Annotated in this window: 20 protein-coding genes; 17 read left to right on the top strand and 3 right to left on the bottom strand. The window is 35.4% G+C overall.

The window, feature by feature from the left end; genetic code table 11:
• Positions 1 to 221 precede the first annotated feature (221 nt).
• The 8 genes from ACXX80_RS05745 (at position 222) to ACXX80_RS05710 (ending at position 12,311) form a co-directional block, all read left to right on the top strand.
• Complete coding sequence (locus ACXX80_RS05745; protein WP_458552372.1) at positions 222 to 887, top strand: SCO family protein; 666 nt, start codon at positions 222 to 224, stop codon at positions 885 to 887.
• A gap of 153 nt (positions 888 to 1,040) precedes the next feature.
• Positions 1,041 to 1,283, top strand: a complete 243-nt coding sequence (locus ACXX80_RS05740; RefSeq protein WP_315205478.1) for a FeoA family protein — start codon at positions 1,041 to 1,043, stop codon at positions 1,281 to 1,283.
• Positions 1,277 to 3,379 carry a ferrous iron transport protein B gene (gene feoB, locus ACXX80_RS05735; protein WP_458552371.1) on the top strand — a complete coding sequence of 701 codons (2,103 nt, stop codon included), beginning with the start codon at positions 1,277 to 1,279 and terminating at the stop codon, positions 3,377 to 3,379. Before ACXX80_RS05740 ends, feoB begins: the two co-directional genes overlap by 7 nt.
• A 100-nt stretch (positions 3,380 to 3,479) precedes the next feature.
• Positions 3,480 to 5,708: a TonB-dependent receptor family protein gene (locus ACXX80_RS05730; protein ID WP_458552370.1), complete on the top strand. Its 2,229-nt coding sequence runs from the start codon at positions 3,480 to 3,482 to the stop codon at positions 5,706 to 5,708.
• 66 nt (positions 5,709 to 5,774) lie between these two features.
• Positions 5,775 to 5,906, top strand: coding sequence for a FeoB-associated Cys-rich membrane protein (locus ACXX80_RS05725; protein ID WP_458552369.1), 132 nt, complete (start codon positions 5,775 to 5,777; stop codon positions 5,904 to 5,906).
• Positions 5,907 to 6,476: 570 nt separating this feature from the next.
• Positions 6,477 to 9,161: a TonB-dependent receptor gene (locus ACXX80_RS05720; protein ID WP_458552368.1), complete on the top strand. Its 2,685-nt coding sequence runs from the start codon at positions 6,477 to 6,479 to the stop codon at positions 9,159 to 9,161.
• 42 nt (positions 9,162 to 9,203) lie between these two features.
• The gene (locus ACXX80_RS05715) at positions 9,204 to 9,728 is read left to right on the top strand and encodes a YfiR family protein (RefSeq protein WP_315205492.1); all 525 of its coding nucleotides are present in this window, start codon (positions 9,204 to 9,206) and stop codon (positions 9,726 to 9,728) included.
• Between the two features lie 168 nt (positions 9,729 to 9,896).
• The gene (locus ACXX80_RS05710) at positions 9,897 to 12,311 is read left to right on the top strand and encodes a PAS domain S-box protein (RefSeq protein WP_458552367.1); all 2,415 of its coding nucleotides are present in this window, start codon (positions 9,897 to 9,899) and stop codon (positions 12,309 to 12,311) included.
• A 56-nt stretch (positions 12,312 to 12,367) separates the two neighbouring features.
• Here ACXX80_RS05710 and ACXX80_RS05705 read toward each other — a convergent pair whose 3' ends face one another.
• Genes ACXX80_RS05705 through ACXX80_RS05695 form a run of 3 tightly spaced genes read right to left on the bottom strand, consistent with a single transcriptional unit; the run spans position 12,368 to position 14,300 of the window.
• Complete coding sequence (locus ACXX80_RS05705) at positions 12,368 to 12,784, bottom strand: hypothetical protein (protein WP_458552366.1); 417 nt, start codon at positions 12,782 to 12,784, stop codon at positions 12,368 to 12,370.
• A gap of 47 nt (positions 12,785 to 12,831) precedes the next feature.
• Positions 12,832 to 13,650: a ZIP family metal transporter gene (locus ACXX80_RS05700; protein WP_144893483.1), complete on the bottom strand. Its 819-nt coding sequence runs from the start codon at positions 13,648 to 13,650 to the stop codon at positions 12,832 to 12,834.
• 2 nt (positions 13,651 to 13,652) lie between these two features.
• Entirely contained in the window at positions 13,653 to 14,300 is a 648-nt protein-coding gene (locus ACXX80_RS05695) for a metal-dependent transcriptional regulator (RefSeq protein ID WP_458554079.1), read from the bottom strand.
• A gap of 132 nt (positions 14,301 to 14,432) precedes the next feature.
• Here ACXX80_RS05695 and ACXX80_RS05690 point away from each other — a divergent pair, with 132 nt between their 5' ends.
• The 9 genes from ACXX80_RS05690 (at position 14,433) to ACXX80_RS05650 (ending at position 25,681) form a co-directional block, all read left to right on the top strand.
• Positions 14,433 to 16,709 carry a TonB-dependent receptor gene (locus ACXX80_RS05690; protein ID WP_458552365.1) on the top strand — a complete coding sequence of 759 codons (2,277 nt, stop codon included), beginning with the start codon at positions 14,433 to 14,435 and terminating at the stop codon, positions 16,707 to 16,709.
• Positions 16,709 to 17,176, top strand: coding sequence for a thioredoxin family protein (locus tag ACXX80_RS05685; RefSeq protein WP_458552364.1), 468 nt, complete (start codon positions 16,709 to 16,711; stop codon positions 17,174 to 17,176). Before ACXX80_RS05690 ends, ACXX80_RS05685 begins: the two co-directional genes overlap by 1 nt.
• 36 nt (positions 17,177 to 17,212) lie before the next feature.
• The gene (locus ACXX80_RS05680; RefSeq protein ID WP_458552363.1) at positions 17,213 to 18,364 is read left to right on the top strand and encodes a lycopene cyclase family protein; all 1,152 of its coding nucleotides are present in this window, start codon (positions 17,213 to 17,215) and stop codon (positions 18,362 to 18,364) included.
• Positions 18,365 to 18,465: 101 nt separating this feature from the next.
• On the top strand, positions 18,466 to 18,876 hold the full coding sequence (locus tag ACXX80_RS05675; protein ID WP_091172289.1) for a BrxA/BrxB family bacilliredoxin: 411 nt from the start codon (positions 18,466 to 18,468) through the stop codon (positions 18,874 to 18,876).
• A gap of 289 nt (positions 18,877 to 19,165) precedes the next feature.
• Complete coding sequence (locus tag ACXX80_RS05670; protein ID WP_458552362.1) at positions 19,166 to 19,774, top strand: hypothetical protein; 609 nt, start codon at positions 19,166 to 19,168, stop codon at positions 19,772 to 19,774.
• Between the two features lie 320 nt (positions 19,775 to 20,094).
• The gene (gene trhO / locus ACXX80_RS05665; RefSeq protein WP_458552361.1) at positions 20,095 to 21,450 is read left to right on the top strand and encodes an oxygen-dependent tRNA uridine(34) hydroxylase TrhO; all 1,356 of its coding nucleotides are present in this window, start codon (positions 20,095 to 20,097) and stop codon (positions 21,448 to 21,450) included.
• A gap of 186 nt (positions 21,451 to 21,636) precedes the next feature.
• Complete coding sequence (locus ACXX80_RS05660) at positions 21,637 to 22,899, top strand: PSP1 domain-containing protein (RefSeq protein WP_458552360.1); 1,263 nt, start codon at positions 21,637 to 21,639, stop codon at positions 22,897 to 22,899.
• The gene (locus tag ACXX80_RS05655; protein WP_315205523.1) at positions 22,883 to 23,362 is read left to right on the top strand and encodes a gliding motility lipoprotein GldH; all 480 of its coding nucleotides are present in this window, start codon (positions 22,883 to 22,885) and stop codon (positions 23,360 to 23,362) included. Before ACXX80_RS05660 ends, ACXX80_RS05655 begins: the two co-directional genes overlap by 17 nt.
• Before the next feature lie 9 nt (positions 23,363 to 23,371).
• A complete protein-coding gene (locus ACXX80_RS05650; RefSeq protein ID WP_458552359.1) occupies positions 23,372 to 25,681 on the top strand; it encodes a penicillin-binding protein 1A in 2,310 nt (769 codons plus the stop codon).
• Position 25,682 lies beyond the last annotated feature (1 nt).

Here is a 25,682-nt window from a genome sequence, read left to right as displayed (position 1 = left end):
TTAAATCTGTTCCGAACATTCGAAATTTAGGTGACATAGAAAAAAAGCCAATGCTTTTTTCTATTGTAAACTCTTATCTCCGTCAAAATTTATTTTTACAGGAATAAACACTATGTTTCTATGTGCTTTAAACTTTAATTATAATGCGTTTGACGTGAGTATTGTGTTAATTTGAATTAAAAACAAATCTCGTTTTCGTATTTTTGCATTAAAATAGCGTTATGTTAGAATTTTTCAAAAAATACCGACTCTTTTTCGGGGTCTTCATTGTTCTTTCGGCAATCATTTTATCCTTATTTTATTCGGCTTTAAAGCCAAAAAAAACACTCCCCATTTATAATCCTGCGGATGTAAATCCTGAATTAGTGGACAGCACCGTTCAATACAAAAGCAAGTATCATACGATTGCTGATTTCTCGTTTACCAACCAAAACGGAAAAACCATCACCCAAAAAGACTACGAAGGCAAAATATATGTAGCTGATTTTTTCTTTACCACTTGCGGTTCCATTTGTCCAAAGATGACCACCAATTTATCGGATATTCAAAAAGCTTTCGCTACTAATCCAAAGGTAAAATTATTATCATTTACCGTTTTCCCAGAGACTGACAGCGTTCCAGTTTTAAAGGCTTACGCCAAAAAACATCATGTTGATGATGCCAAATGGAATTTAGTCACCGGAGATAAAAAAGAAATTTATACCATGGCCAGAAAATCCTATTTAGCCGTGAAACTTGGAAAACCAGACGAATTATACGATATGGTTCACACCGAAAATTTTGTTTTGGTAGATACCAAAAAAAGAGTTCGTGGCTTTTATGACGGTACCAATAAAGAGGATATGAAACGATTAATTGAAGACATCACTTTTTTGAGTAACGAATAAGAAGCATTCAAACGAACCCCAGTTTTTATAAAGATAACCGCTGCATTATCTGTTGGATTGATTTGTTTTAATTACCGTATAAATGTGATAATTATCATTTGTGTTTATATTAAAATGTGTATTTTTGCAATCTTAATTCAATCTAAATAAGGTTTGCAAACAACGATAAATTCTCTCAAAAAAGGCGAAAAAGCCATTATAAAAGACTTTGACATCGACACCGTTCCATTAAAATTATTGGAAATGGGTTGCTTGCCTGGCAATATGGTTGAATTACTTCAAATTGCTCCTTTTGGAGATCCTTTGTATTTGAATATTAATGGTTCACATGTAGCAATTCGGGTGGAAACTGCAAAAGAAATTGAGGTTGACATTATAAAAACCAACTTATGGTAAGCAAACAAAACATCAATGTCGCTTTGATCGGGAATCCGAATGTGGGTAAAACTTCCGTTTTCAATCAGCTTACGGGTTTGAATCAACAAGTGGGGAATTATCCCGGAATTACCGTTGAAAAAAAGATAGGTTTTTGTAAATTGCCCAATAATATAAAGGCAAATATTCTGGATTTACCCGGAACATACAGTTTGAACGCCAGTTCCATTGATGAGAATGTTGTCATTGAATTATTACTCAACAAAAATGACAAATTATATCCTGATGTAGCGCTTGTCGTTACCGATGTGGAAAATTTAAAACGAAATTTACTTCTTTTTACCCAAATAAAAGACCTTGAAATTCCAACAATATTAGTCATCAACATGGCTGACAGAATGAAATTCAAAGGGATTACGCTGGATATTCCGTATCTTGAAGAACACTTAAAAACAAAGATTGCATTAATCAGTTCCAGAAAAGGGTATGGAATTGATGAGTTGAAAAAATTGATTGTAAGCTACCGAACCATTTCGAGCGAACCTTGCCTGAATGCCTCCGTAATTGATCCGGACTATTTCAACAGTTTACGCAAAGCATTCCCAAATCAATTGCTTTATAAATTATGGTTGGTGATTACACAAGACGTAAATTTCCTGAATTTAGAACGAAATGAAGTCCGAAGCTCGTTCACAAAATCGCACTCAGATTTAAAACGCCTGCAACAAAAAGAAACCATAAAACGCTATCAATTCATCAATGATGTGCTGAAAGTAGGTTTAAAAATTGACTCCTCAGTTGCACGAGATTACCGCAGCAAACTCGACCGCGTGCTGACACATAAAGTTTGGGGTTACGTCATTTTCTTTTTGATTTTGTTTGTTATTTTCCAATCTATTTTCGAATGGTCTAAAATTCCAATGGATTTCATCGATGCTTCTTTTGCCTCGTTGAGCACGCATGCTGCCGAAGAATTGCCAGCAGGAGTTTTAACCAATTTAATTTCGCAGGGAATCATCCCGGGAATTGGAGGGATTTTGATATTCATTCCACAAATTGCTTTCCTGTTTATGTTTATTTCGATTCTTGAAGAAAGTGGTTATATGAGCCGCGTGGTTTTCCTGATGGATAAAATCATGCGAAAATTTGGTTTATCGGGCAAAAGTGTGGTGCCGCTTATTTCTGGTACCGCTTGTGCGATTCCGGCAATTATGGCAACCCGAAATATTGAAAACTGGAAAGAAAGATTAATTACGATTTTGGTAACTCCTTTCACAACTTGTTCCGCCAGATTACCTGTTTACGCTATCATTATTGCACTTGTAATTCCCGACAATCGTGTTTTTGGATTTCTGAACATGCAAGGAATGACCTTGATGTTGTTATACCTTCTAGGTTTTGGAATGGCTATTTTCTCTGCTTATATTTTGAATAAAATCCTTAAAATTAAAGGAAAAACATACTTCGTGGTAGAAATGCCGAATTACAAATTACCACTTTTCAAGAACGTGGGAATTAATGTAATCGAAAAAACAAAGGCTTTTATTTTTGGTGCCGGAAAAATCATTTTAGCTATTTCTATCGTTTTATGGTTTTTAGCTTCTTACGGTCCAGGAGAAAAATTCAACAATGCTGAAAAAATTGTTGTTGAAAACACGAAGCAAAATCCGTTGCCGAAAGCTGAATTTGAAAATGCTGTGGCTTCTCAAAAACTAGAAAACTCCTATATTGGAATCATGGGAAAAGCCATTGAACCTGCCATTTCACCGTTAGGTTACGACTGGAAAATAGGAATTGCCATTATCAGTTCCTTTGCTGCCAGAGAAGTTTTTGTGGGGACATTAGCCACGATTTACAGCGTTGGCGGAAGCGACAATGAAGTTACTATCAAAAATAAAATGGCTGCCGAAATCAATCCCGTTACCGGAGAAAAGATTTTCAACTTCGCCTCTGGAATATCATTATTGTTGTTTTATGCTTTTGCCATGCAATGTGCCAGTACGTTAGCGGTTACTAAAAAAGAAACCAATTCCTGGAAATGGCCGGCCGGACAATTGATCTTCATGTCTGGATTTGCTTATGTTGTTGCTTTAATTGCATACCAAATCTTAAAATAAAATATTGAACAAACGTTAAACTTCCAATTTTTATTATTTTTAATTTGTCTAAATAAGATTTCGATTTTATCTTTGCAGCGTAGAATTAATCTAAATAAAAATGAAGAATAATATAATTGCAGCTTCACTATTAGTTACGTCAGCATTATTTGCACAAGAAAAGGAGCTTTCGAAAACCCAAAAAGACAGTATTGAAAGTTTGAATGAAGTCATCATCACTACTGATGCGATCGTTGGAAGTAAATTTAAAGCCAAAAACAAAGCAGGTTCCACTTATTTTATTTCTCCAAAAGAATTAAAAACCTTCAACTACGACGATGTTTCCCGAATTCTGAGAACTGTTCCCGGAGTTACTATTCAGGAAGAAGACGGTTTTGGATTACGTCCAAATATTGGAATGCGAGGAACCAGCCCCAATCGAAGTGAAAAAATAACCTTGATGGAAGATGGAATTCTTATTGCTCCAGCTCCATACTCTGCTCCCGCAGCTTATTATTTCCCAACAGTAAACAGAATGCAATCTTTCGAGATATTGAAAGGCGGAAGCCAAATCCAATACGGTCCTTATACTACTGGAGGCGCCATGAATATGGTTTCGACTCAAATACCAAATCGATTTTCAGGTCGTGTAATAGCAAGTATTGGTAGCTTTAACACCAAAAAAACATACGTAAATATTGGTGATGAGCACAAAAATTTTGGTTACGTTTTAGAATACAACAACCGAAATTCCGATGGATTCAAAAAAATTGACAATAGCTCAAAAAATACCGGTTTTCAAGGAAATGATTATGTGGCAAAATTCAGGATTAATACAAATGCAGATGCAAAAGTATATCAATCCTTAACCGCCAAAATTCAGTACAGCGAAGATTTGGCAAACGAAACCTATCTTGGTTTAACTGATGCCGATTACGCTAACAATCCGTACCGAAGATATGTAGGATCCAATGAAGATTATATTGAAACGGAACACAAACAAATCATGCTGACGCACTTGATAAAGCCGTTTGAAAACTTCAGTATTACTACAAAAGCATACAAAAATGAATTTGCCAGAAACTGGTACAAACTAGATGCTGTAAGAGTTGGCTCATCAAAGATCAGCATTAACAATATTTTGACAAACCCTGCAACTTACAATGCAGAATACCGAGCAATAACAGGTGCCAATAACACAATAAACAACGCTTTATTGGTGAAAGCGAACAACCGTATGTATGAGGCAAAAGGAATTCAAACCGTAGCAAACTACACTTTTGAAACCGGAAAAACAAAACACGATATTGATTTTGGCATCCGCTACCATGAAGATTTTGAAGACCGTTTCCAATGGGTTGACGGATATGCAATTCAAAACGGGGCGATGAACAGAACCAGCAACGGAACTCCGGGAACTGACGCTAATGCTATCGTAAAAGCCGAAGCCATTGCAGCTCATATTCTTTACAATTTGAGTATTGATAAATTCACTTTCACACCCGGAATTCGTTACGAAGATATCAAACTGAATTCGTTGAATTACGGTACAAATGATGTGATTAGAGCAGAAACATCTTTGGCGAAAGCCAATAACAAAACAAATGTTTGGATTCCAGGAATGGGGATTTTGTATAAAATAAACGACGATTACAATATTTTTACAAGCGTTCACAAAGGGTTTTCACCTCCGGGTGTGAAAGCTGGCGAAGACGCAGAAAGCAGTTTGAACACCGAATTAGGGTTCCGTTTTCATAAAAACGCTTTACAAGGGGAAATCATAGGATATTACAACAACTTTTCAAATCTTCAAGGCTCAGATTCTATGTCAGGTGGAGGAGCCGGGACTGGAGATTTATTTAATGCGGGAGAAGCTATAGTAAAAGGGATTGAAGTACTGGCAACCTATGAAGTAATCAACAACCGAGAAAAAGGGTTTAAAATACCACTTACTGTTTCCTATACTTTGACGGATACTGAATTGAAAAACAATTTCAACAGTACAATTTGGGGAACTGTAGAAAGTGGAGATGAAATTCCATACATTGCTAAAAATCAACTGGCTATCACAACAGCATTTGAAACTGAAAAATTCAATTTTGCGCTTAGCGGAAAATATGTTGATGCTTTCAGAACTGAAGCGGGTGTTGGAACTATTCCGGCGAATAACAGAGTCGCTTCGAATTTCATTATAGATTTCTCGGCTAAATACCACCTTACTAACAACATTAGTTTGATGGGAAATATCATTAATTTATTGGACAAAGAATACGCAGTTTCAAGAGTTCCTGCAGGTTTACGTCCAGGACAACCTTTTGGAATTAACTTTGGAATCATGGCTCAGTTGTAAAAACTTTGTCATTAGTTTAACGCAAAAAAGCAACCTTTTCGGGTTGCTTTTTCTTATATTTACGATATGGATATTCAAGAAATTTTAGCTTTTTTAGCACTCGGAATAGCACTGGCTTTTTTGATTAAAAAATTCTTTTTCAAAAAGAAAAAATCAGAAAAAAATTGTGGTAGCGGCGATGATTGCGGTTGCAATTAAAATTTTCATTATTTCTGTTTTTAATCTGAACTACTTTATAACACAATAGGGTTAAACTTTCCTTAAAAAAACAAAAAAAAGCCTTCTACAACTTCATAAAACGCCTTTTTTTGATTAAATTTACTATATAAAAAATGAGTTTTTAGACTCAAAATCAGTCGTTTCCATTGTTTTGATTAAAAAATGGTTTTGGATTTGAACTTGATTCTAAGTTTACTTTTGGACATAATTTCAATTTATCCCTACAAAAAAGTGAAATTATAGAACTATTATGAATTGGTAATCCACATACGATTATACAATCATAATTTTTAATAAAAATCTGATATATAAGTTGTAAATATTTTTAATCCCGATAAAATATTTACTATTCTGTTATAAACTTAAGTAATGTTCGTTTTTGGATAGACTTCTTATAATAACTCAAAGAAAACTACCTTTTGATTTCATAACTATCCTTTTCACGGATTACTTTTCTCAAAAAAACACAAGAAGTAGTTCCATGAAAACTTCTTACACTTATTACGTTGCCATTGATTTCAAACCAAAACGAACCAATATCAACTAATCATGAAAAAGTTTGTCACCATAGTGTTATTTATGCTGAACATCTCCTTTCTTTTTGCTCAAAAAGAAATCTCTGGTTTTGTGATAGATAATTCCGGTGTTCCAATGTCAGGTGTTAATATCACCGAAAAAGGAACAAGCAACAGCGTTTCTACTAATATTATCGGAGCGTATAAGATTACTGCTAAAGAAGGTGCTATTTTAGTCTTTAGCTATACTGGTTTCTCCAAACAAGAATATGGCACAACCGAATCTATTCTGAATGTAGTTTTATCTGAAGGAGGCGGACAAAATCCTAACCAAGTTGTCGTTACCGGAACAAGAGCTACACCCAGAAGCAATACCACAACTACACTTCCTATTGATATTGTATCATCCGAAGAACTGATTTCAACAGGACAAACAACTTTTGACAAAGCATTACAATACAAAATCCCTTCTTTTAATACGGCTCAAACTCCCGTAAACGATGCTACTTCCTTACTTGATCCATACGAAATTAGAAATATGGGCCCCAGCAGAACTTTAATACTCATCAATGGAAAACGGAAAAATTTAAGCGCTTTACTTTATGTTCAAACATCACCCGGTCAAGGAGAAACTGGCGTTGACATTTCTGGAATACCAATTAATGCCATAGAAAGAGTGGAAATTCTTCGTGATGGCGCATCGGCGCAATACGGTTCTGATGCTATTGCCGGAGTACTCAATATCATTTTAAAAAAGAGAACTGATAACGGTTCCGTAACTATTAAAACAGGCGTGACGGGTGAAGGTGACGGCGAAATGCTGGGTATAAGTTTGAACGATGGAGCTACTGTAGGCGACAGAGGTTTTGTGAATTATACGTTAGATTTTTCGAAAGTAAACCTGGCAAACAGGCCTGGAAAAATTGATGCAGATGGAGAGTTTACTGATTTTGGAGACACTATTTCTGGAATTAACACCTCAACAGATATTAAAACTTTTCTAACAAAATACCCCGATGCTAAAAATATAAATGGAGCCCCAGAAACTGCTGCAGCAAAATTTTTGGTCAACGGTGGATTTAATCTATCCGATGAAACACAAATGTATTACAATGCTGCTTATGTGTACAAAAAAGTGAATTCTTATGCCAATTATAGAACACCATACTGGGGCTACGGAGGAGGAACTAGTGTAAACGAACTTCCCTATTTATTGGACTTTTTTGGAGATGGAACTGCTGCTTCATACAAAGGCTATATCCCTACATTTATAGGCGATTTAAACGATTACAATGCCACTTTAGGGTATAAATCCATAAAAAACGGATGGAATACTGATGCCAGCATAACTGTAGGCGGAAACAAACAAGCTTATGCTATAGAAAACTCTCATAACAGATCTGACATTCAAGATGAAAATGGAGTGAATTTATATCGTGAGAGCAGTCCCATTTTTTTTAAACCTGGAGGCGCTTCCTTCAATCATGTTGTAGGTAATTTAGATATTTCAAAAGTGCTGTCTGATAAAATAAGTATTGGTTTTGGCTCAGAAGTCAGAACCGAAACATTTGTAATTAACGAAGGCGATAAAGCTTCTTGGGATGGATTTGGCGCAGACTCATTCGCGGGGAATCGCCCCGAAAATTCTGGTAAATGGAATCGATACAATTTAGGTGGATACTTTGATTTAGCGTATGACTTTACCAAAGACTTTTCGGTAAACAGTACCATTCGTTATGAAGATTATAGCGATTTTGGTGCAGCTACGGTTTGGAAATTGAGTTCCAGATATAAATTTTCTAAAGATAAAATTACCGTAAGAGGTTCTATTTCCTCTGGATTTAGAGCGCCTACATTACACCAAATTTACACTCAAAAATCACAATATTCTTTCGTTGCTGGCCAGGGAATCCAAATCAACGGCCTAATTAATAATATTTCTGCAAATGCACGCATTTTAGGCATCCCAAAATTAGATGCCGAAAAATCAACCAATATGACTGTAGGAATAGGTGCCAATCCTTTGAAGAATTTAAATTTCACTATAGATTATTACAACATTAAAGTAAAAGACCGAATCATTTTAGGAGATAAAGTTAATACTCAATTTGGCAGTGTGGCCTGGTTTGAAAACTCTTTCGACTCGAGAACTTCAGGTTTAGATGTGGTCATGAATTACGGCACTATAGCACTAGGAACCGGAGTAATGGGATTCCATTTATCCGGAAACGTTACTCTTGAAAACAAAAGGATTTCACCCGTTTCAAGTGATAATTTTGGCGCAACACTTGAGGCTTTGATGTTTACCTCCAGACCCAAAACAAAATGGATTTTGGGAGGAAATTACAAAATCAGTAAATTTGATATCTCGCTTAGCAACACGTATTTTGGGAAAACAACTTTTAAACAAGAAGGTTTAGATTCCAATTTAAGAACCGAATTTATACCCAAAATAGTCACTGATTTAGGAATTAACTACGCTGCAACAGATAAATTAACCGTGGCGCTTAACGTGAATAATTTATTAAATGTCGTCCCGGAATGGAAATTTAAAGCCGAAAACGCAATTGGAACAGCCATTTTAAACAATCCAACTCAAGTAAAATCACAATTTAACCTAATCACATTCAATGGGCGTTATTCTCAAATGACCTACGAAGGATATCACTTTAGCCAATTAGGAACGTTATTTAATTTATCCCTTATCTATAAGTTTTAAACCAGATCTTTCAAATCAAAACAGAAACTCATTAAAAACAGCATGATGAAAATTAAAAATCACATATTTATTCTAGGGGCAATTATCATGCTAATGGGAGGAAATACTATTGCTGCCCAAGAGAATTCTGGTGGGAAAGAATATGCCCTGAAAGCTGATTTTCTGTATCGTTTTGTAGACTATGTCTATTGGAAAAACTATTCTAAAAAACAAAATTTCAAGATTGCTATTCTGGAAGGAAGTCCAATTACCTCTTCATTACTTGACATTACTAAAAACAAAAAAATTGAAGTAAAGGAGTATAAAAATTTGAACGACCTAAGTTTTTGCAACATTCTGTTTGTTCCTTACAATAGCTCCATTCCTATAGAAACCATTCTTTCTAAATTTTCCGGTAAACCCGTATTAATTGTAACAGAACAAAACGGTTACGGAAAAAAAGGCACACACGTGAATTTTGTTACACTAGATAATAAATTAAAATTTGAAGTAAATATAAAAGCAATAAATAAAGCCGGAATAGGAATCAGTTCATTCTTATTGCAACATGCCATTATAGTGCAGTAAAAGTGTCAAATCACATATTTGAATTGTCCTTTTATATTTGAATTCGAACAATCTTAAAACCTTTAAAATCAAGAAAAAACAAAATGTTTAGTATGTTATAAATATTGAAAAAACAATAAATATATGATGAATCTACGCAACATATCAATTAAAAATAAGCTGGTGCTTATGCAGGTTTTTACCTCTGCATTTGTGTTAGGAATTTGTATTACTGCTTTTGTACTAATCGACATTAAAGGATTTAAAGACCGAAAAGTGATTAGTTCAATAGCAATTGCTCAAGTGGCAGGTTTCAATAATGTTTCGGCCCTAGAGTTTTTAGATAATGCTGCCGCCAATAAAATCCTGTCGGAATTAAACGTGCAAAACGACATTTTGAATGCAAACATATTGGACAAAAAAGGTAACGTTTTTGCCTCCTATACAAAACCGGGTTCTGATCCTAACTATCGATTTACTATTCCAGCCATGGATGAAAAAAGTTCCCATTTTACCAATGAAAATCTTTTTGTTTTCAGCAAAATCAAAAAAGACGATAAAACAGTAGGATTAGTTTGCATCCGATTTGAACTATCAGAATTGAATAAAATAAAAATGGATATACTGCGTCTGGGAATAGTGTTATTGGTCGTAGGAATTGGGCTGGCTTTCTTGATTGCAATGATTATTAAAAAATACATCTCAAAACCCTTGTTGAACTTGGTAACCGTTATACAGCAGATAAAGGACACAAGTGATTATGCAACCCGCATGACAGTTGAAGGAAAAGACGAAATCAGCATTCTTTCCCTAGGCCTTAATGACATGCTTTCAACGATTGAAAAAAGAGACAATGAAGTGGCACAATCCAAAGAAAAGTTAAATGAACAAAATATACTTTTACAATCGGTGATTCAAAATATGGGCGATGGATTAGTCGTTGCTGATGAAAATGGAAAATTCATCATTTGGAATCCTGCTTCTGAAAAGATAATTGGAATTGGTCTTTTGGATATACCAGAAGAAAAATGGGCTAACACGTATGGCATATTGTGGCCCGACACTAAAGCCATTTTAGCCACTGATGAACTTCCCATCGTTAAGGCATTACATGGCGAAGAAGTGGATGACATGGAAGTATTTGTACAAAATTACAAAAAAACAGAAGGTAATTTTGTTGTGATATCTGCCAGACCATTAAAAGATTCAGTAGGGAAAATCACTGGTGCGGTCGCCGTTTTCCATGATATCACAGAACGAAAAAATGCAGAAACCGAAATTAAAAAACTAAATGAAGAACTGGAACAAAAAGTAACGGAACGCACAGCACAATTGGCAGAAGCCATAGAAACACTTCGCAAAAGCGAGGAAAAATACCGTGAAATTGTGGAAAACATAAGCGATGTTGTCCATACATCAGACTACAAAGGATATTTTACTTACATCAATCCCGCCTGTAAAAAACTGACAGGTTATACCCAAGATGAACTTATAGGAAAACAATTTTCAGAACTAGTGGCTCCGGAGTGGAAAGACCGTGTGGCTGAATTCTATTTAAATCAATTTAAACATAAAATAGACGAAACATTATTCTCATTTCCAATAATTACCAAAAACAGGGAACAAAAATGGGTAGAACAAACAGTAATGCAGTTAAGGGAAGGAAATAGAATTACCGGTCACAAATCGATCATGAGAGACATTACGGAACGAAAAGCAGCCGAACAGAAATTAAAAGAAAGTGAAGGTCAATTGCAAACCATATTCAATGAAGCGCCTGATGCTTTGATTGTAATAAATGACGAAGGAATCATCATGAGATGGAATCCACAAGCCGAAAAAATATTTGGTTGGACAATCATAGAAGCCTTAGGCAAACGAATGCATGAATTAATTATGCCAAAACAACATAGAGAGAATCATTCAAAAGGACTTCAACACTTTATAGATACTGGTGAAGGGCCTATTCTTAATAAAACATTTGAAACCACTGCGCTTAACAAACAAAATGTTGAATTTGATATTGAATTAACTGTATCACAAGCTACCATTTTAGGCAAATATATCTTCATTGCTTTTATAAAAGATATTTCAATAAGCAAAAAACTAGAAGACGAAAAAATAGAAGCCGATAAATTAGTGCGTCTTAATGAATTAAAATTGAAATTGATATTAGAAAATATTGGCGAAGGAATTATTGTAACTGACAGTCAGAAAAGAATTGTTTTATCCAATCACATGGCCGAAGAAATCATAGGTATAAAACAAGACTCTACAATGCCTACCACACTAGATTGGTCCACTAAATATGACTTGTATTATCCTGATGAGCGAACTGTTTTTCCGGCTCAAAATCTTCCATTGGAAAAAGCGTTAAAAGGCGAATCAACAGATGATGTTGAAATAATAATTGAAGATTCAGAAACTAAAACCAGAAAACGGGTTATCATCAGCGGCAGACCAATAATCGATGAAAACAATTATGTTATTGCCGCTGTTGCGAATATAAAAGACATCACCTACTACAAAGAACTTGAAGTCGCTCTAGAAGAAAGCGAACAGAAATATCGAAAATTAATTGGGTTCAAAAGTGACAAAAAATAACATTTACTATACTGTCTATCTTTAAAGATGCAATCATTCGCTAGTGTCAGAAAGGATTATTTTATATACCCAATTTTTACATAATAGTTTTTCGGGTTGATTTTAACACCTTCTTTTGGATAAGGAAAAACACTAATGCTTTTAATTTTTTTTTGCTTTTCGGGCAAATATTTAGCGAACCACTGTTTATTTTCTTGTTCGTTTTTCATCGAAAAAACCATTGTGTGGTCCTCCACTAATTTTGAATCTTTGTACACCGAAACAACAACATTAACTTCTCCCGCCCAAATGCAAGTCACGCCTTCAGGGCAACGTGAATCATTTGCAATCGCTTTTAAAACCAGCTGAAATCCTTTTTGATTGGGACATACTTTTTGCTTTATAGTTATGTATTTAACTTTTTCTGATTCTGGGCTTTGCGCCAAAACTACACTGCTGATCATCATAAAAAGGAATAGAATTGACTTTTTCATAAGCTCTGTTTAAAAGATTAAAATTCCTTTTATTTTTCACTAAAATGCTATCCTAATGCCACATCTAGTGTCATCATCACAATAAACCCACCTACAAAACCTAAAGTAGCAATATCCGTGTTTTTATCTTGTTGTGTTTCTGGAATTACCTCCTCAACCACTACAAAAATCATTGCGCCTGCGGCAAAAGCTAAAGCGTACGGCAAAATTGGAGTGAAAAATGTGACTGCAAAAGCACCTAAAACAGCGGCAACCGGCTCAACTAATGCTGAAGACTGTCCGTACATAAAACTCTTCCAACGGCTCATTCCCATTCTGCGTAACGGCATAGCAACAGCGATTCCTTCCGGAAAATTCTGAATTCCAATACCAATTGCTAACGTAACAGCACCAGCGATGGAAGCTTCCGGAATCCCGGCGGCAACACCACCAAAAAGAACTCCAACCGCCAATCCTTCGGGAATATTGTGCAGTGTAATTGCCGAAACCAATAATGTGGTACGTTGCCATGGTGATTTGATTCCTTCGGTAACTTTAAAATTGATATGCAAATGCGGCAACACTTTATCAATTCCGAAAATGAACAAAGCACCAAGAAAAAAACCAAAAGCTGCAGGAATCACTTTTGCAAATCCTTCGCCGCCCGTCATTTCAATGGCTGGAGCCAATAAACTCCAAAAACTGGCCGCAACCATAACTCCTCCCGTAAACCCGAGCATTCCGTCAAGAACCGTTCGATTCATGGTTTTAAACATAAAAACAAATGAAGCTCCTAACGCGGTTAAAAACCAAGTGAACAAACTCGCATACAATGCGGCTAATATTGGGTCGATACTCGTGAAATAATCCACTATAGATTGAAACATAATTATTTGATATATAAATTACTGGCTATTTTATTTGAAATGGTTATTTCTTTGGTTCCAACCCGGATTCTGAAAGAGGAATCGAAGCTTTCCTTTTCGATAATTTCAATTTGGGAACCCAACGCAATTTCCTGTTTGTCTAAATATTTTAAAAAATCAGAAGAAGTATCTTTTACGCCCACACAAATCCCAATTTGGCTTTTTTCGAATTCAGAAAGCAGTTGTTTTTCTACTTTTATTATGCGTCCATTAGCATCCGGAATAGGGTCGCCGTGCGGATCTTCGGTAGGATTTCCCAAAAAATCATCCAGTTTATTGATGAGTTTTTCGGATTTAATGTGTTCCAATTGTTCGGCTATATCATGCACCTCATCCCAAGAAAAGTCAAGTTTCTCTACAAGAAAGCATTCCCAAAGTCGGTGTTTTCTAACGATCATCTTCGCCGCCAATTTTCCTTTATCAGTAAGGGAAACGCCTTGGTACTTTACGTAGTTTACCAAGTCTTTTTCGGAGAGTTTCTTAAGCATATCAGTAACGGACGATGCTTTGGTTTCCATTTTTTCAGCAATGGCATTAGTGCTAATATCTGTATCCGAAACGGAAGTAAGGTGGTAAATGGTCTTGAGATAATTTTCTTCTGAAAAGGTCATTTGATTTGAGATTAACATTTTTTGATTTCAGATTTATAACGAGATCAATTAAGTTATTGACACAAATGTAATTAAAAAATTTGTTTTGCAAAATATAATTTTTAGGTTTGTCTAAAATTTAATTTAATTATAATGAAAATAATAATTCCGCTACTCGTATTTCTAATCTTTAACTTTGGCTACAGCCAAGAAAAAACAAGTCTTTCGGGATATGTTTCATCAGAAAAAAAAGGAGTTTCGGATGCCCGTGTTTTTTTAATTGGAACAAAATATGCGACCAAAACGGATAGTTTGGGAAATTACAGTATCGCAAATATTGCTGAAGGAAATTATAAAATACAAATTACAGCAAGCGGATTTCAAAATTTAAAAAAGAACATAACGGTCAAAATTAATGAAAACAACATTTTGGATTTTGAACTTTCAAATACCGAAAACCAACTTAACGAAGTCGTTGTTTCGGGAACATTGAAAGCGGTAAAAAGATTAGAAAGCGCTGTTCCAGTCGAAGTTTATTCTCCAATATTCTTCAAGAAAAACCCAACGGCCAGTATTTATGAAGCCTTACAAAATGTAAATGGCGTTCGGCCGCAACTGAATTGTGGGGTTTGCAACACGGGCGACATCCATATTAATGGGTTGGAAGGTCCGTATACTTTGGTTTTAATCGACGGAATGCCCATCGTGAGCAGTTTATCTACGGTGTATGGATTATCTGGAATACCAAATTCGCTAGTGGAACGAATAGAAATCGTAAAAGGTCCCGCATCCTCATTATACGGTAGTGAAGCCGTGGGCGGTTTAATCAATATCATTACTAAAAATCCAACAAACGCTTCCCTATTCTCCGCTGATGTGTTTGCGACTTCTTGGTTAGAATCCAATGTTGATTTAGGAGTAAAACTAAATGTTGGTAAGAAAGCAACTGCGCTTTTAGGTTTAAATTATTTCAAATACAATCAAAAAATAGACAACGACAACGACGGATTTACAGATGTTTCTCTTTCGGACCGAATTTCCCTTTTTCAAAAATGGACTTTTGAAAGAAAGGAAAATCGATTGTTTACCATTGCGGCGCGTGGCGTTTATGAAGACCGTTTTGGCGGAGATGTGCGTTGGGAGAAAAAACACCGGGGAGGAAACGAAATCTATGGCGAAAGCATTTATACCAAACGGGCAGAATTGATTGGAAGTTATCAACTGCCTTTTCAGGAAAAGCTGATGCTGTCTTTTTCAGGAAACGTACATTTTCAAGACAGCCGATATGGCACAACGAGTTATATTGCCAATCAAAAAATTGGTTTTCTACAATTTACTTGGGACAAAAAAATAGGAAAAAATGATTTGCTTACCGGAATCGCCACCCGATACAATTATTACGATGACAATACGCCGGCAACTTCAAAACTGGGAACCAACAATCCGGAGAAAACGTGGTTACCGGGAATTTTTATTCAAGACGAAATTACGTTCACTGAAAAACACAAGCTATTACTGGGAATACGTTACGATTACAACTCATTTCACGGAAGCATCTTAACGCCAAGAATTGCCTACAAATGGAAATTGGACGACAATAATATCATTCGTTTGAATGCAGGAACAGGTTTTAGAGTCGTAAATTTATTTACAGAAGATCACGCTGCTCTGACTGGCGCTCGTGAAATTATAATTGCAAATAACCTAAAACCGGAACAATCATTAAATGCCAATTTAAATTATATCAAGAAAATAAATTTTGATAACGGAACCTTTATTGGAATCGAAACTTCATTTTTTCATACCCGATTCAGCAATAAAATTGTTTCGGATTACGATACGAATCCCAACCAAATTATTTATGACAACATCAACGGTTATGCGATAAGCCAAGGAATCAGTACGAATATCGATTTTAATTTTCCAAATGGATTAAAGATTATCACTGGCGCTTCTTTGCTGGATAACAAAAACGTTGAAAATGGCCGCAAAGAAACGCCTTTTCTAACCGAAAAATTTACCGCAACATGGAGTGTTTCGTATAAAATTCAAGCTATTGATTTGAATGTAGATTATACCGGAAATGTGTACAGCCCGATGCAATTGCCTCTTTTGAGCGCTTTAGATCCTCGTGCTCCGGAATCGCCTTGGTACAGTTTGCAAAACATTCAATTCACATATTCTGGTTTGCAACACTTTGAATTCTATGCTGGAATTAAAAACCTGTTGAACTTTTTGCCTAAACAAAACAATCCATTTTTAATTGCAAGAACCAATGATCCTTTTGATAAAAATGTAACCTACGATACGAACGGTCAAGTGCTGGCAACGCCTAAAAACCCTTATGGATTAACATTTGATACGACTTATGTATATGGACCGAACCAAGGAATCAGAAGCTTTTTCGGATTGCGTTATACCTTAAAATAATGAGAAAAAATCTTTATTTACTGTTGTTATTATGCTGTGCAATTCCAGCTGGATTTGCACAGTTGCATTCGGTTTCATTCGAAGAAATAGACAGTTTACAAGGTATCGAAAAGAGAAAAACGATAGTTTTCATTCAAACCGATTGGTGCTCATTTTGTCATGCGATGAAAAACACCACTTTCAAAAACGAGGAAATCATCAAGGAGCTTAACACTGGTTTCTATTTTGTTGATTTCAATGCCGAAGAAAAACGAACGGTAGTTTTCAATAAAACCACTTTTCAATTCAAACCCACAGGAAATACCTCCGGAACACATGAACTGGCCATCTCACTGGGAACAATAAATAAGCAACTGAACTTCCCTGTTCTATGTGTTTTGAACAGTGAAAACGAGATTATTTTTCAGCACAGCGGCTACTTAAAACTAAAAGAATTAAAGCTGATTTTAGCCAAACTAAAAGAATAAAATTGTCTATTTTTGGGGGAAATGTCAAATTCCCAAATGAAACACTACGATTATATTTTTACCGGCGCTGGATTATCGGCTTTGATGACCGTGTATAAAATGGTGCAATCCGGAACATTTAAGAACAAAAGTATTTTATTATTGGATGAAAACACTAAAAAAACCAACGACAGAACCTGGTGTTTTTGGAAAACAAACAATTCGGTTTGGGAACAATCAATTTCCAAGAAATGGGATTCGGCTTTGTTTGCCAATGAAGATTTTCGCAGGGATTTAGACTTGCAACCGTATCACTACAATATGGTGAAAGGACTGAATTTTTACACTCAAGTATTTGATTTACTTTCGAAACAAGAAAATATCACTTTCCTAACTCATAAAGTCTTAGAAATCGAAGAATCCGAAACTATAATTCTGATACAAACCGAAAGTGAATCCTTTTCGTGCTCGAAGTTATTAAACAGTATTTACAACAAACACAAAGCAGAAAGCCAGACGAAATATCCAGTTTTACAACAACATTTTATTGGTTGGTTTATCAAAAGCGAGCAGGCTGTTTTCAATTCGGAGCAAGCAACTTTCATGGATTTTTCGGTAGAACAAAAAGGAAATACCCGTTTCATGTACGTGTTACCAACATCTAAAACTGAAGCATTACTGGAATACACCTTGTTTTCGCACCAGCATTTGAAAAAAGAAGAATATGAAAACGAAATCCAGCAATACATCAAAAAATTGGGGATTTCGAACTATGAAATCGTCGAAAAAGAACAAGGCAGCATCCCGATGACGTGTTATCCTTTTTGGAAAGCAAATACTAAAAACGTACTCAATATAGGTACTTCTGGAGGTTGGACAAAAGCCAGTACGGGTTACACTTTCAAAAATTCGGATAAAAAATCAAGTGAATTGGTTGTCTTTCTACAAAGGGAAACTGACTTCACTAAATTTCATAAAAGAACCAAATTCTGGTTTTACGATTTACTTTTGTTAGACATTTTAGACCGAAAAAACGAATTGGGTTCCCACATTTTTTCTTCGATGTTCAAAAAAGGAAATCCAAACTTGATTTTTAAATTTCTAGACGAGGAAACATCTTTTATTGAAGATATTAAGGTGATTTTAAAATGTCCAAAAATGCTATTTATAAAAGCTATTTTTCACGTGGCTTTCAAAGCAATGAAATAACAATCAAACTATAACAAAACTTTATAATTGAACTTCTATTCTTGACTGTAAACTTTGTAACTTTGCAGGACAAAATTAATTTTGATTTAAAATAAAAAGATATGTATCCAGAAGAAATGGTAAAACCAATGCAAGCGGAACTAACTGCTGCAGGTTTTCAAGATTTACATAGTGCTGAAGCGGTAGAAAACGCAATGAAATTAGAAGGAACAACGCTTGTAGTTGTAAATTCAGTTTGTGGTTGTGCTGCTAGAAACGCACGTCCAGGAGCAAAAATGAGTTTAGATGGCGCTAAAAAACCAGACCATTTAATCACTGTTTTTGCAGGAGTTGACAAAGATGCAGTTGATGCTGCAAGACAACACATGTTCCCTTTTCCTCCATCATCGCCAAGTATGGCTTTGTTCAAAAACGGAGAATTAGTGCACATGCTAGAGCGTCACCACATTGAAGGTCGCCCAGCGGAACTAATTGCTGAAAACTTGAAAGACGCTTTCAACGAGTATTGCTAAAATTTACATTTTAGAATGTATTAACCCTTTCAGAGTTTAGAACTCTGAAAGGGTTTTTTATTTATAAACTTTAAATGATTTTTCTATTTGGAGCTTTTTCCAGCTATTCGTTTCAATCTTTTTCCCCACTAAAAAAGCGGATAAAAAAGGATTTCTCCCGAAGCTTCGGGACTATCTGGGCTATTTATTACAGAGAAACAAATAAAATCAATCCGATAATTTGTATATATTTGATTTAAATAACTTACATTATTCTATTTAAATAACTGCAATACCATAAGAAACACAAATGAAACTCAGCGAAATTATACAAAAAACACTACCATTTGGTTACCTATTCTTAGTCGTTCTTGGGATACTAAAAGAAAGTATTTATTATTATCAAGTAGGTATAAATATCCTAAAGTATTCGAGTATTATGGATGTATTAATCAGTCCAATTGCTGACTTAACTTCGACACCCATTATTCTTTTGGGTTTTACTATTTTAATTCTTGTATTGTACGTAGCCAGTTTACTTATTTCTAAAAACTTTAATAAAGAGTGGTTAAAGAAAAAAATTGGTTCCAAAAAACCGTTATCAGATATAACTGAAGAGGAAGTAAGAGCTTATTTTGGCAAGTATTTTATCTCAATGTTTGCTTTTAGTTTGGTGTGCTTTTTTTTGGGATTAGGACTAGGCAGCGGAAGCAAAGTTGCTAGTAAAATTTCTAAAAATGAATTGAAGTTTAATCATGAAATTACTTTTGGCGATGGACAAACAAAAGAAATTTATTTAATCGGCTCAAACAGTACCAATTATTTTTATGTGGAAAAAGGAAATAAAAATGTAAAAATATCTCCGGTAGGAGCAATCAAATCCTTAGAGATAACTACTAATAAAGTGCTAGATAAATAATCAATTGTTAAGAAAAACTATTTCTCCCTGCTACCGAACGAATCCTTTCGTGTGTGTCTAAGCAGTAAATACGATTTTAGAGAACTAATACCTTCTATTTACCACAACTACCCTAGCCCAGATTACAGCGACATCCTCTAGTTGAAGCGATAGCGGAAACAAGAGATATAGCGAAAAGCTGGACATCGAAGATTCAGCGAAGCTAAATAGCTCCAAGAAAAAGAAACCATTCATAAACTTTGCGACTTCTTTGCGAACTTTGCGGTTAAATTATTTACTTTTGCAAAAAATATATTTCTTAACTTAAAACTGTTTATAGCATGCAACTGTATAACACATTAAGCGCAGAGGAAAGAGCCATCATGATTGATGATGCCGGAAAACAACGTCTTACGCTGTCTTTCTATGCTTATGCGCAAATCTCAAATCCAACACAATTTCGTAACGAATTATTTCTGGCGTGGAACTCTCTTGAAGTTTTGGGCAGAATTTATGTAGCCAGTGAGGGAATCAACGCCCAATTATCATTGCCTGCCGATAATTTCTATGCATTCAAAGATTCGATTGAAGTCTATGATTTCATGAAAGGAATCCGATTGAATATCGCCGTAGAACAAGACGATCACTCGTTCTTGAAACTGACTGTAAAAGTGCGTGATAAGATTGTGGCCGATGGTTTGGTTGATGAGACTTTTGATGTGACCAATATTGGAATTCATTTAAAAGCCAAGGAATTCAATGAACTTTTGGAAGACCCAAATACGATTGTGGTCGATATGAGAAATCATTACGAAAGTGAAATTGGACATTTTACCCAAGCTATAAAACCAGATGTTGATACATTCCGTGAAAGTTTACCAATCATCGAAGAGCAACTTGCTGAACACAAACAAGACAAAAAACTATTGATGTATTGCACCGGAGGAATTCGTTGTGAGAAAGCCAGTGCTTATTTCAAACACAAAGGTTTTGAAAACGTATACCAACTCGAAGGCGGAATTATTGAATACACACGACAAGTAAAAGCTGAAGGTTTAGAAAGTAAATTCGTTGGAAAAAACTTCGTGTTTGATCATCGCTTAGGCGAAAGAATCACAGACGATATTGTTTCGCAATGCCATCAATGTGGCGAACCTTGTGACGTACATACGAATTGTGTGAATGAAGGTTGTCATTTGCTTTTCATCCAATGTGACTCTTGCAAGGAAAAAATGGAAGGTTGCTGTTCTACTGAATGTGTGAGCGTGATTCATTTGCCGGAAGAAGAGCAAAAAGCAATTCGAAGAGGGATTAAAAACGGAAATAAGATTTTCAAAAAAGGAAAATCAGATGTTTTGACTTTCAAAAACAACGAAGAAACGCATGGCGTTTTTGTTGCCGAAAAACCGAAAAAAGTAGTCAAAAAAGAACCAAAAGTTAAGAAAGTTTATATCGGAAAAGGAACGCATTTTTTTCCAAAACCAAGTATCGGTCAATTTTTAATTGAAGAAAACGAAATAAAAATTGGTGATACAATTCTAATCAAAGGTTCCACAACAGGAGAACAAAAAGTAGTAATCGAAGAAATGCTGGTAAATGATTTGGCACAAGAAAAAGCAGTTTCTGGAGATACTTGTACGTTTAAATTGCCATTCAGAATCCGATTATCTGATAAATTATATAAAATTATCGAATAAATATTTAGGACAAAATCCTATGAAATTAACCCATTACAATCTGATTTGTAATGGGTTTTTTTATTAAAATTTTATGATTTATTGGTGCTTTTATGCGTTGTTCCATAAAATTAAAAAATACTATCTTTACACATTAAACGTTTTAAGAACTTAAGTTGTGCTCGTCGCAACACTACATATAAGATTATGGCATGTACAAGTTGTTCAACTTCTGATGGTGGCGCACCTAAGGGTTGTAAAAATAATGGGACTTGCGGCACCGATAGCTGCAATAAATTAACGGTTTTCGATTGGCTTTCTAATATGAGTTTGCCTAATGGCGACGCACCTTTTGACTGTGTTGAAGTACGTTTCAAAAATGGAAGAAAAGAATTTTACCGCAATACTGAGAAATTAACGTTAAGCATGGGTGACATAGTTGCTACTGTTGCTTCTCCTGGTCATGATATAGGAATTGTTACTTTGACAGGAGAATTAGTTAAAATTCAAATGAAGAAAAAAGGAGCGAATTACTTGGGTAATGAAATTCCAAAAATCTACAGAAAAGCATCCCAAAAAGATATTGATATTTGGTCTACCGCAAGAGATCGTGAAGAACCAATGAAGGTTCGCGCTCGTGAACTGGCGATTGCTCAAAAACTGGAAATGAAAATTTCGGATATTGAATTTCAAGGTGACGGATCAAAAGCTACGTTTTATTACACAGCAAATGACCGAATTGACTTTAGAGCCTTAATTAAAGATTTCGCAAAAGAATTCAGTACTCGTATCGAGATGAAACAAGTAGGTTTCCGTCAGGAAGCAGCTCGTTTAGGCGGAATAGGTTCTTGCGGAAGAGAATTGTGTTGTTCAACTTGGTTGACGGATTTTAGAAGTGTAAACACCTCAGCGGCACGATACCAACAACTGTCATTAAACCCACAAAAACTGGCTGGACAATGCGGGAAATTAAAATGCTGCTTGAATTACGAGCTTGATACGTACATGGATGCCTTGAAACATTTCCCTGATTTCGAAACAAAATTAGTGACTGAAAAAGGAGATGCTATTTGCCAGAAACAAGATATTTTCAAAGGATTGATGTGGTTTGCGTACACCAATAATTTCGCTAATTGGCATGTACTGAAAATCGAACAAGTCAAAGAAATTGTTGCCGAAAACAAACTAAAAAATAAAGTTTCTTCGTTAGAAGATTACGCTATCGAGATTATTGCTGAGCCAGAGAAAAACTTCAATAACGCAATGGGTCAGGAAAGTTTAACTCGTTTTGATCAGCCAAAACCAAAGAAAAAACAGCATAAAAAACGCAAACCGGCCGGTGAAAATGTAACTGTAGCAAACAACAAGCCCGCAAACAATAACAATAATAACCGTCAGAATCCAAATAACAAAAAGCCTGCCGAGCCAAGAAAACCTATAATTATTACTAAAAATGTGGATAAAAAATAGCGCTTTACTTCTTTTAGTGGTGATTCTCTTTTCTTCATGTGATAAAAAAAGAGTTTTTGATGACTATAAATCTGTTGGAAGTGCTTGGCACAAAGACAGCATTGTAACGTTCAATTTACCGGAATTAGATTCTACAAAACGATACAATCTATTTGTAAATTTGAGAGCCAATAATAATTATCAATTTAATAATCTGTTTTTAATTGTGGCATTGGAATTACCAAATGGTTTCACAAAAGTGGACACGCTTGAATACCAAATGGCAGATCCGGACGGAACACTATTAGGCGATGGATTTTCGGATATAAAAGAAAGCAAACTCTTTTATAAGGAAAATGTACGGTTCAAATCAAAATACAAAGTCTATATCAAACAAGCGGTTAGAGAAAACGGTAAAGTTCCCGGCGTAACGGCTTTAGACGGAATTACAGAGGTAGGTTTTAGAATAGAAAAAAAAGAATAAAATAGTATTATGGCTATCAAAAAAAATAACAATCAGACAAAAAACATTGATAAGGACATCACTTACTACAAAAAGAAATTTTGGAAAATCTTCTTTTATGGAATGGGTGCTGTTGGTTTGTTTTTCTTATTTGCTTCATGGGGACTTTTTGGTTCGATGCCTTCTTTTGAAGATTTAGAAAATCCCGATTCAAACTTAGCCACCGAAATCATATCGGCAGACGGAGTAGTTTTAGGTAAATATTTCGAAAAAAACAGGTCTCAATTACGCTATTCAGACTTACCAAAAAACTTGGTACAAGCATTAATAGCTACTGAAGACGCTCGTTTTTATGAGCATTCAGGTATTGACGGAAGAGGAACTTTAAGAGCGATTTCTAGTTTAGGAACAAGCGGTGGAGCGAGTACGTTAACACAACAATTAGCCAAGCAATTATTCCACGGTGAAGGGTCTAAGTTTTTACCCTTTAGAGTCGTTCAAAAAATAAAAGAATGGATTATTGCCATTCGATTAGAAAGACAATACACTAAAAATGAAATCATTGCCATGTATTGTAACGTATATGATTTTGGAAATAATTCTGTCGGAGTAAGTTCAGCGGCAAAAACCTATTTCTCCAAAGAACCTAAGGATTTAACCATCAGTGAATCTGCAATATTAGTGGGAATGTTTAAAAATTCCGGTTTATACAATCCTATCAGAAACCCACAAGGTGTAAAAAACCGTAGAAACGTCGTGCTTTTGCAAATGGAAAAAGGGAAAATCATTTCAAAAGAAGAGAAAGAAAGATTGCAAAGTTTACCGATCAAATTAAATTTCAAATTAGAAACACATAAAGACGGAACGGCTACGTATTTTAGAGAATATCTACGTGATTACATGAAAAAATGGGCTGAAGAAAATAAAAAACCGGACGGTTCTGATTATGATATTTATAAAGACGGTCTAAAAATTTACACCACGATTGATTCCAGAATGCAATTGCATGCTGAAGAAGCGGTTACTGCCCACATGGCAAACCTTCAAGAAGAGTTTTTTAGTCAATCTAAGGATAATAAAAACGCTCCTTTTGTCAATATTTCTTCGGTAGAAACACAACGAATTCTGAATCAGGCAATGAAATCATCTAACCGATGGGCTGTGATGAAATCAATGGATAAAAGCGAGGAAGAAATTATAAAATCATTCAGTGAAAAAGCAAAAATGACTGTCTTTTCTTGGAAAGGAGAAAAAGATACCATTATGACACCATTGGATTCTATTCGGTATTACAAACACTTTTTACAATCTGGGTTGATGGCAATGGAACCACAAACCGGTAATATAAAAGCTTGGGTTGGTGGTATCAACTACAAATATTTTCAATACGATCACGTAGGACAAGGCGCCAGACAAGTAGGTTCGACTTTCAAACCATTTGTTTACGCAACCGCTATCGAGCAGTTGAATATGTCTCCATGTGACTCGATTATTGACGGACCATTTGTAATCAGAAAAGGACGCCATCATGTTACCGAAGATTGGGAACCTAGAAATTCAGACAACAAATACCGCGGAATGGTTACCTTGAAAAGAGGTTTGGCGAATTCCATAAATACAGTATCAGCAAAATTAATTGATAAAGTTGGGCCGGAAGCCGTAATCGATTTAACCCATAAATTAGGCGTAAAATCCGAAATTGTAAACCAACCATCCATTGCTTTAGGAGCTGTAGAAATAACCGTTGAAGATATGGTTGCAGCCTACAGCACTTTTGCCAATCAAGGTGTTTATATGAAACCTCAATTTATATCTAAAATTGAAGATAAAAGTGGTGTTATCATCTACGAACCAATACCTGAATCGCACGATGTGTTAAATAAAGACATTGCTTATGCAGTCATCAAATTACTGGAAGGTGTAACCGAAGGTGGTTCTGGAGATCGCTTGCGAACTACTGGTGGCGGTAATGGAGACAACCGCTGGACGGGTTATCCATATTCGTTTAAAAATCCTATTGCAGGAAAAACAGGAACTACTCAAAACCAATCTGATGGATGGTTCATGGGAATGGTTCCTAATCTGGTAACTGGAGTTTGGGTAGGTTGTGAAGATCGTTCAGCCCGTTTCAAAAGCATTACTTATGGTCAGGGAGCCACAGCCGCATTACCGGTTTGGGGTTATTTTATGAAACTTTGTTATGCTGATCCAGCTCTTAAAGTTTCTAAGGAAGGCTTTGAAAGACCTGCAAATCTTTCTATAAAAGTAGACTGTTATGTACCTAGAAAAGTAGTAGACACGACGGCTGTAGAACAAGATACCGAAGAGTTTGAATTGTAAA

It is taken from the genome of Flavobacterium sp. GNP002, assembly GCF_054343795.1.
Note: the sequence above shows the minus strand (reverse complement) of the source record. Positions and strands in the feature narration are given on the sequence as shown.

What these genes read in the sequence shown, in the direction of transcription:
- ACXX80_RS05745 (WP_458552372.1), top strand. Translation starts at nt 222, where the DNA reads ATGTTAGAATTTTTCAAAAAATACCGACTCTTTTTCGGGGTCTTCATT.
- feoB (WP_458552371.1), top strand. Translation starts at nt 1,277, where the DNA reads ATGGTAAGCAAACAAAACATCAATGTCGCTTTGATCGGGAATCCGAAT.
- ACXX80_RS05730 (WP_458552370.1), top strand. Translation starts at nt 3,480, where the DNA reads ATGAAGAATAATATAATTGCAGCTTCACTATTAGTTACGTCAGCATTA.
- ACXX80_RS05725 (WP_458552369.1), top strand. Translation starts at nt 5,775, where the DNA reads ATGGATATTCAAGAAATTTTAGCTTTTTTAGCACTCGGAATAGCACTG.
- ACXX80_RS05720 (WP_458552368.1), top strand. Translation starts at nt 6,477, where the DNA reads ATGAAAAAGTTTGTCACCATAGTGTTATTTATGCTGAACATCTCCTTT.
- ACXX80_RS05715 (WP_315205492.1), top strand. Translation starts at nt 9,204, where the DNA reads ATGATGAAAATTAAAAATCACATATTTATTCTAGGGGCAATTATCATG.
- ACXX80_RS05710 (WP_458552367.1), top strand. Translation starts at nt 9,897, where the DNA reads ATGCAGGTTTTTACCTCTGCATTTGTGTTAGGAATTTGTATTACTGCT.
- ACXX80_RS05705 (WP_458552366.1), bottom strand. Translation starts at nt 12,784, where the DNA reads ATGAAAAAGTCAATTCTATTCCTTTTTATGATGATCAGCAGTGTAGTT.
- ACXX80_RS05700 (WP_144893483.1), bottom strand. Translation starts at nt 13,650, where the DNA reads ATGTTTCAATCTATAGTGGATTATTTCACGAGTATCGACCCAATATTA.
- ACXX80_RS05695 (WP_458554079.1), bottom strand. Translation starts at nt 14,300, where the DNA reads ATGACCTTTTCAGAAGAAAATTATCTCAAGACCATTTACCACCTTACT.
- ACXX80_RS05690 (WP_458552365.1), top strand. Translation starts at nt 14,433, where the DNA reads ATGAAAATAATAATTCCGCTACTCGTATTTCTAATCTTTAACTTTGGC.
- ACXX80_RS05685 (WP_458552364.1), top strand. Translation starts at nt 16,709, where the DNA reads ATGAGAAAAAATCTTTATTTACTGTTGTTATTATGCTGTGCAATTCCA.
- ACXX80_RS05680 (WP_458552363.1), top strand. Translation starts at nt 17,213, where the DNA reads ATGAAACACTACGATTATATTTTTACCGGCGCTGGATTATCGGCTTTG.
- ACXX80_RS05675 (WP_091172289.1), top strand. Translation starts at nt 18,466, where the DNA reads ATGTATCCAGAAGAAATGGTAAAACCAATGCAAGCGGAACTAACTGCT.
- ACXX80_RS05670 (WP_458552362.1), top strand. Translation starts at nt 19,166, where the DNA reads ATGAAACTCAGCGAAATTATACAAAAAACACTACCATTTGGTTACCTA.
- trhO (WP_458552361.1), top strand. Translation starts at nt 20,095, where the DNA reads ATGCAACTGTATAACACATTAAGCGCAGAGGAAAGAGCCATCATGATT.
- ACXX80_RS05660 (WP_458552360.1), top strand. Translation starts at nt 21,637, where the DNA reads ATGGCATGTACAAGTTGTTCAACTTCTGATGGTGGCGCACCTAAGGGT.
- ACXX80_RS05655 (WP_315205523.1), top strand. Translation starts at nt 22,883, where the DNA reads ATGTGGATAAAAAATAGCGCTTTACTTCTTTTAGTGGTGATTCTCTTT.
- ACXX80_RS05650 (WP_458552359.1), top strand. Translation starts at nt 23,372, where the DNA reads ATGGCTATCAAAAAAAATAACAATCAGACAAAAAACATTGATAAGGAC.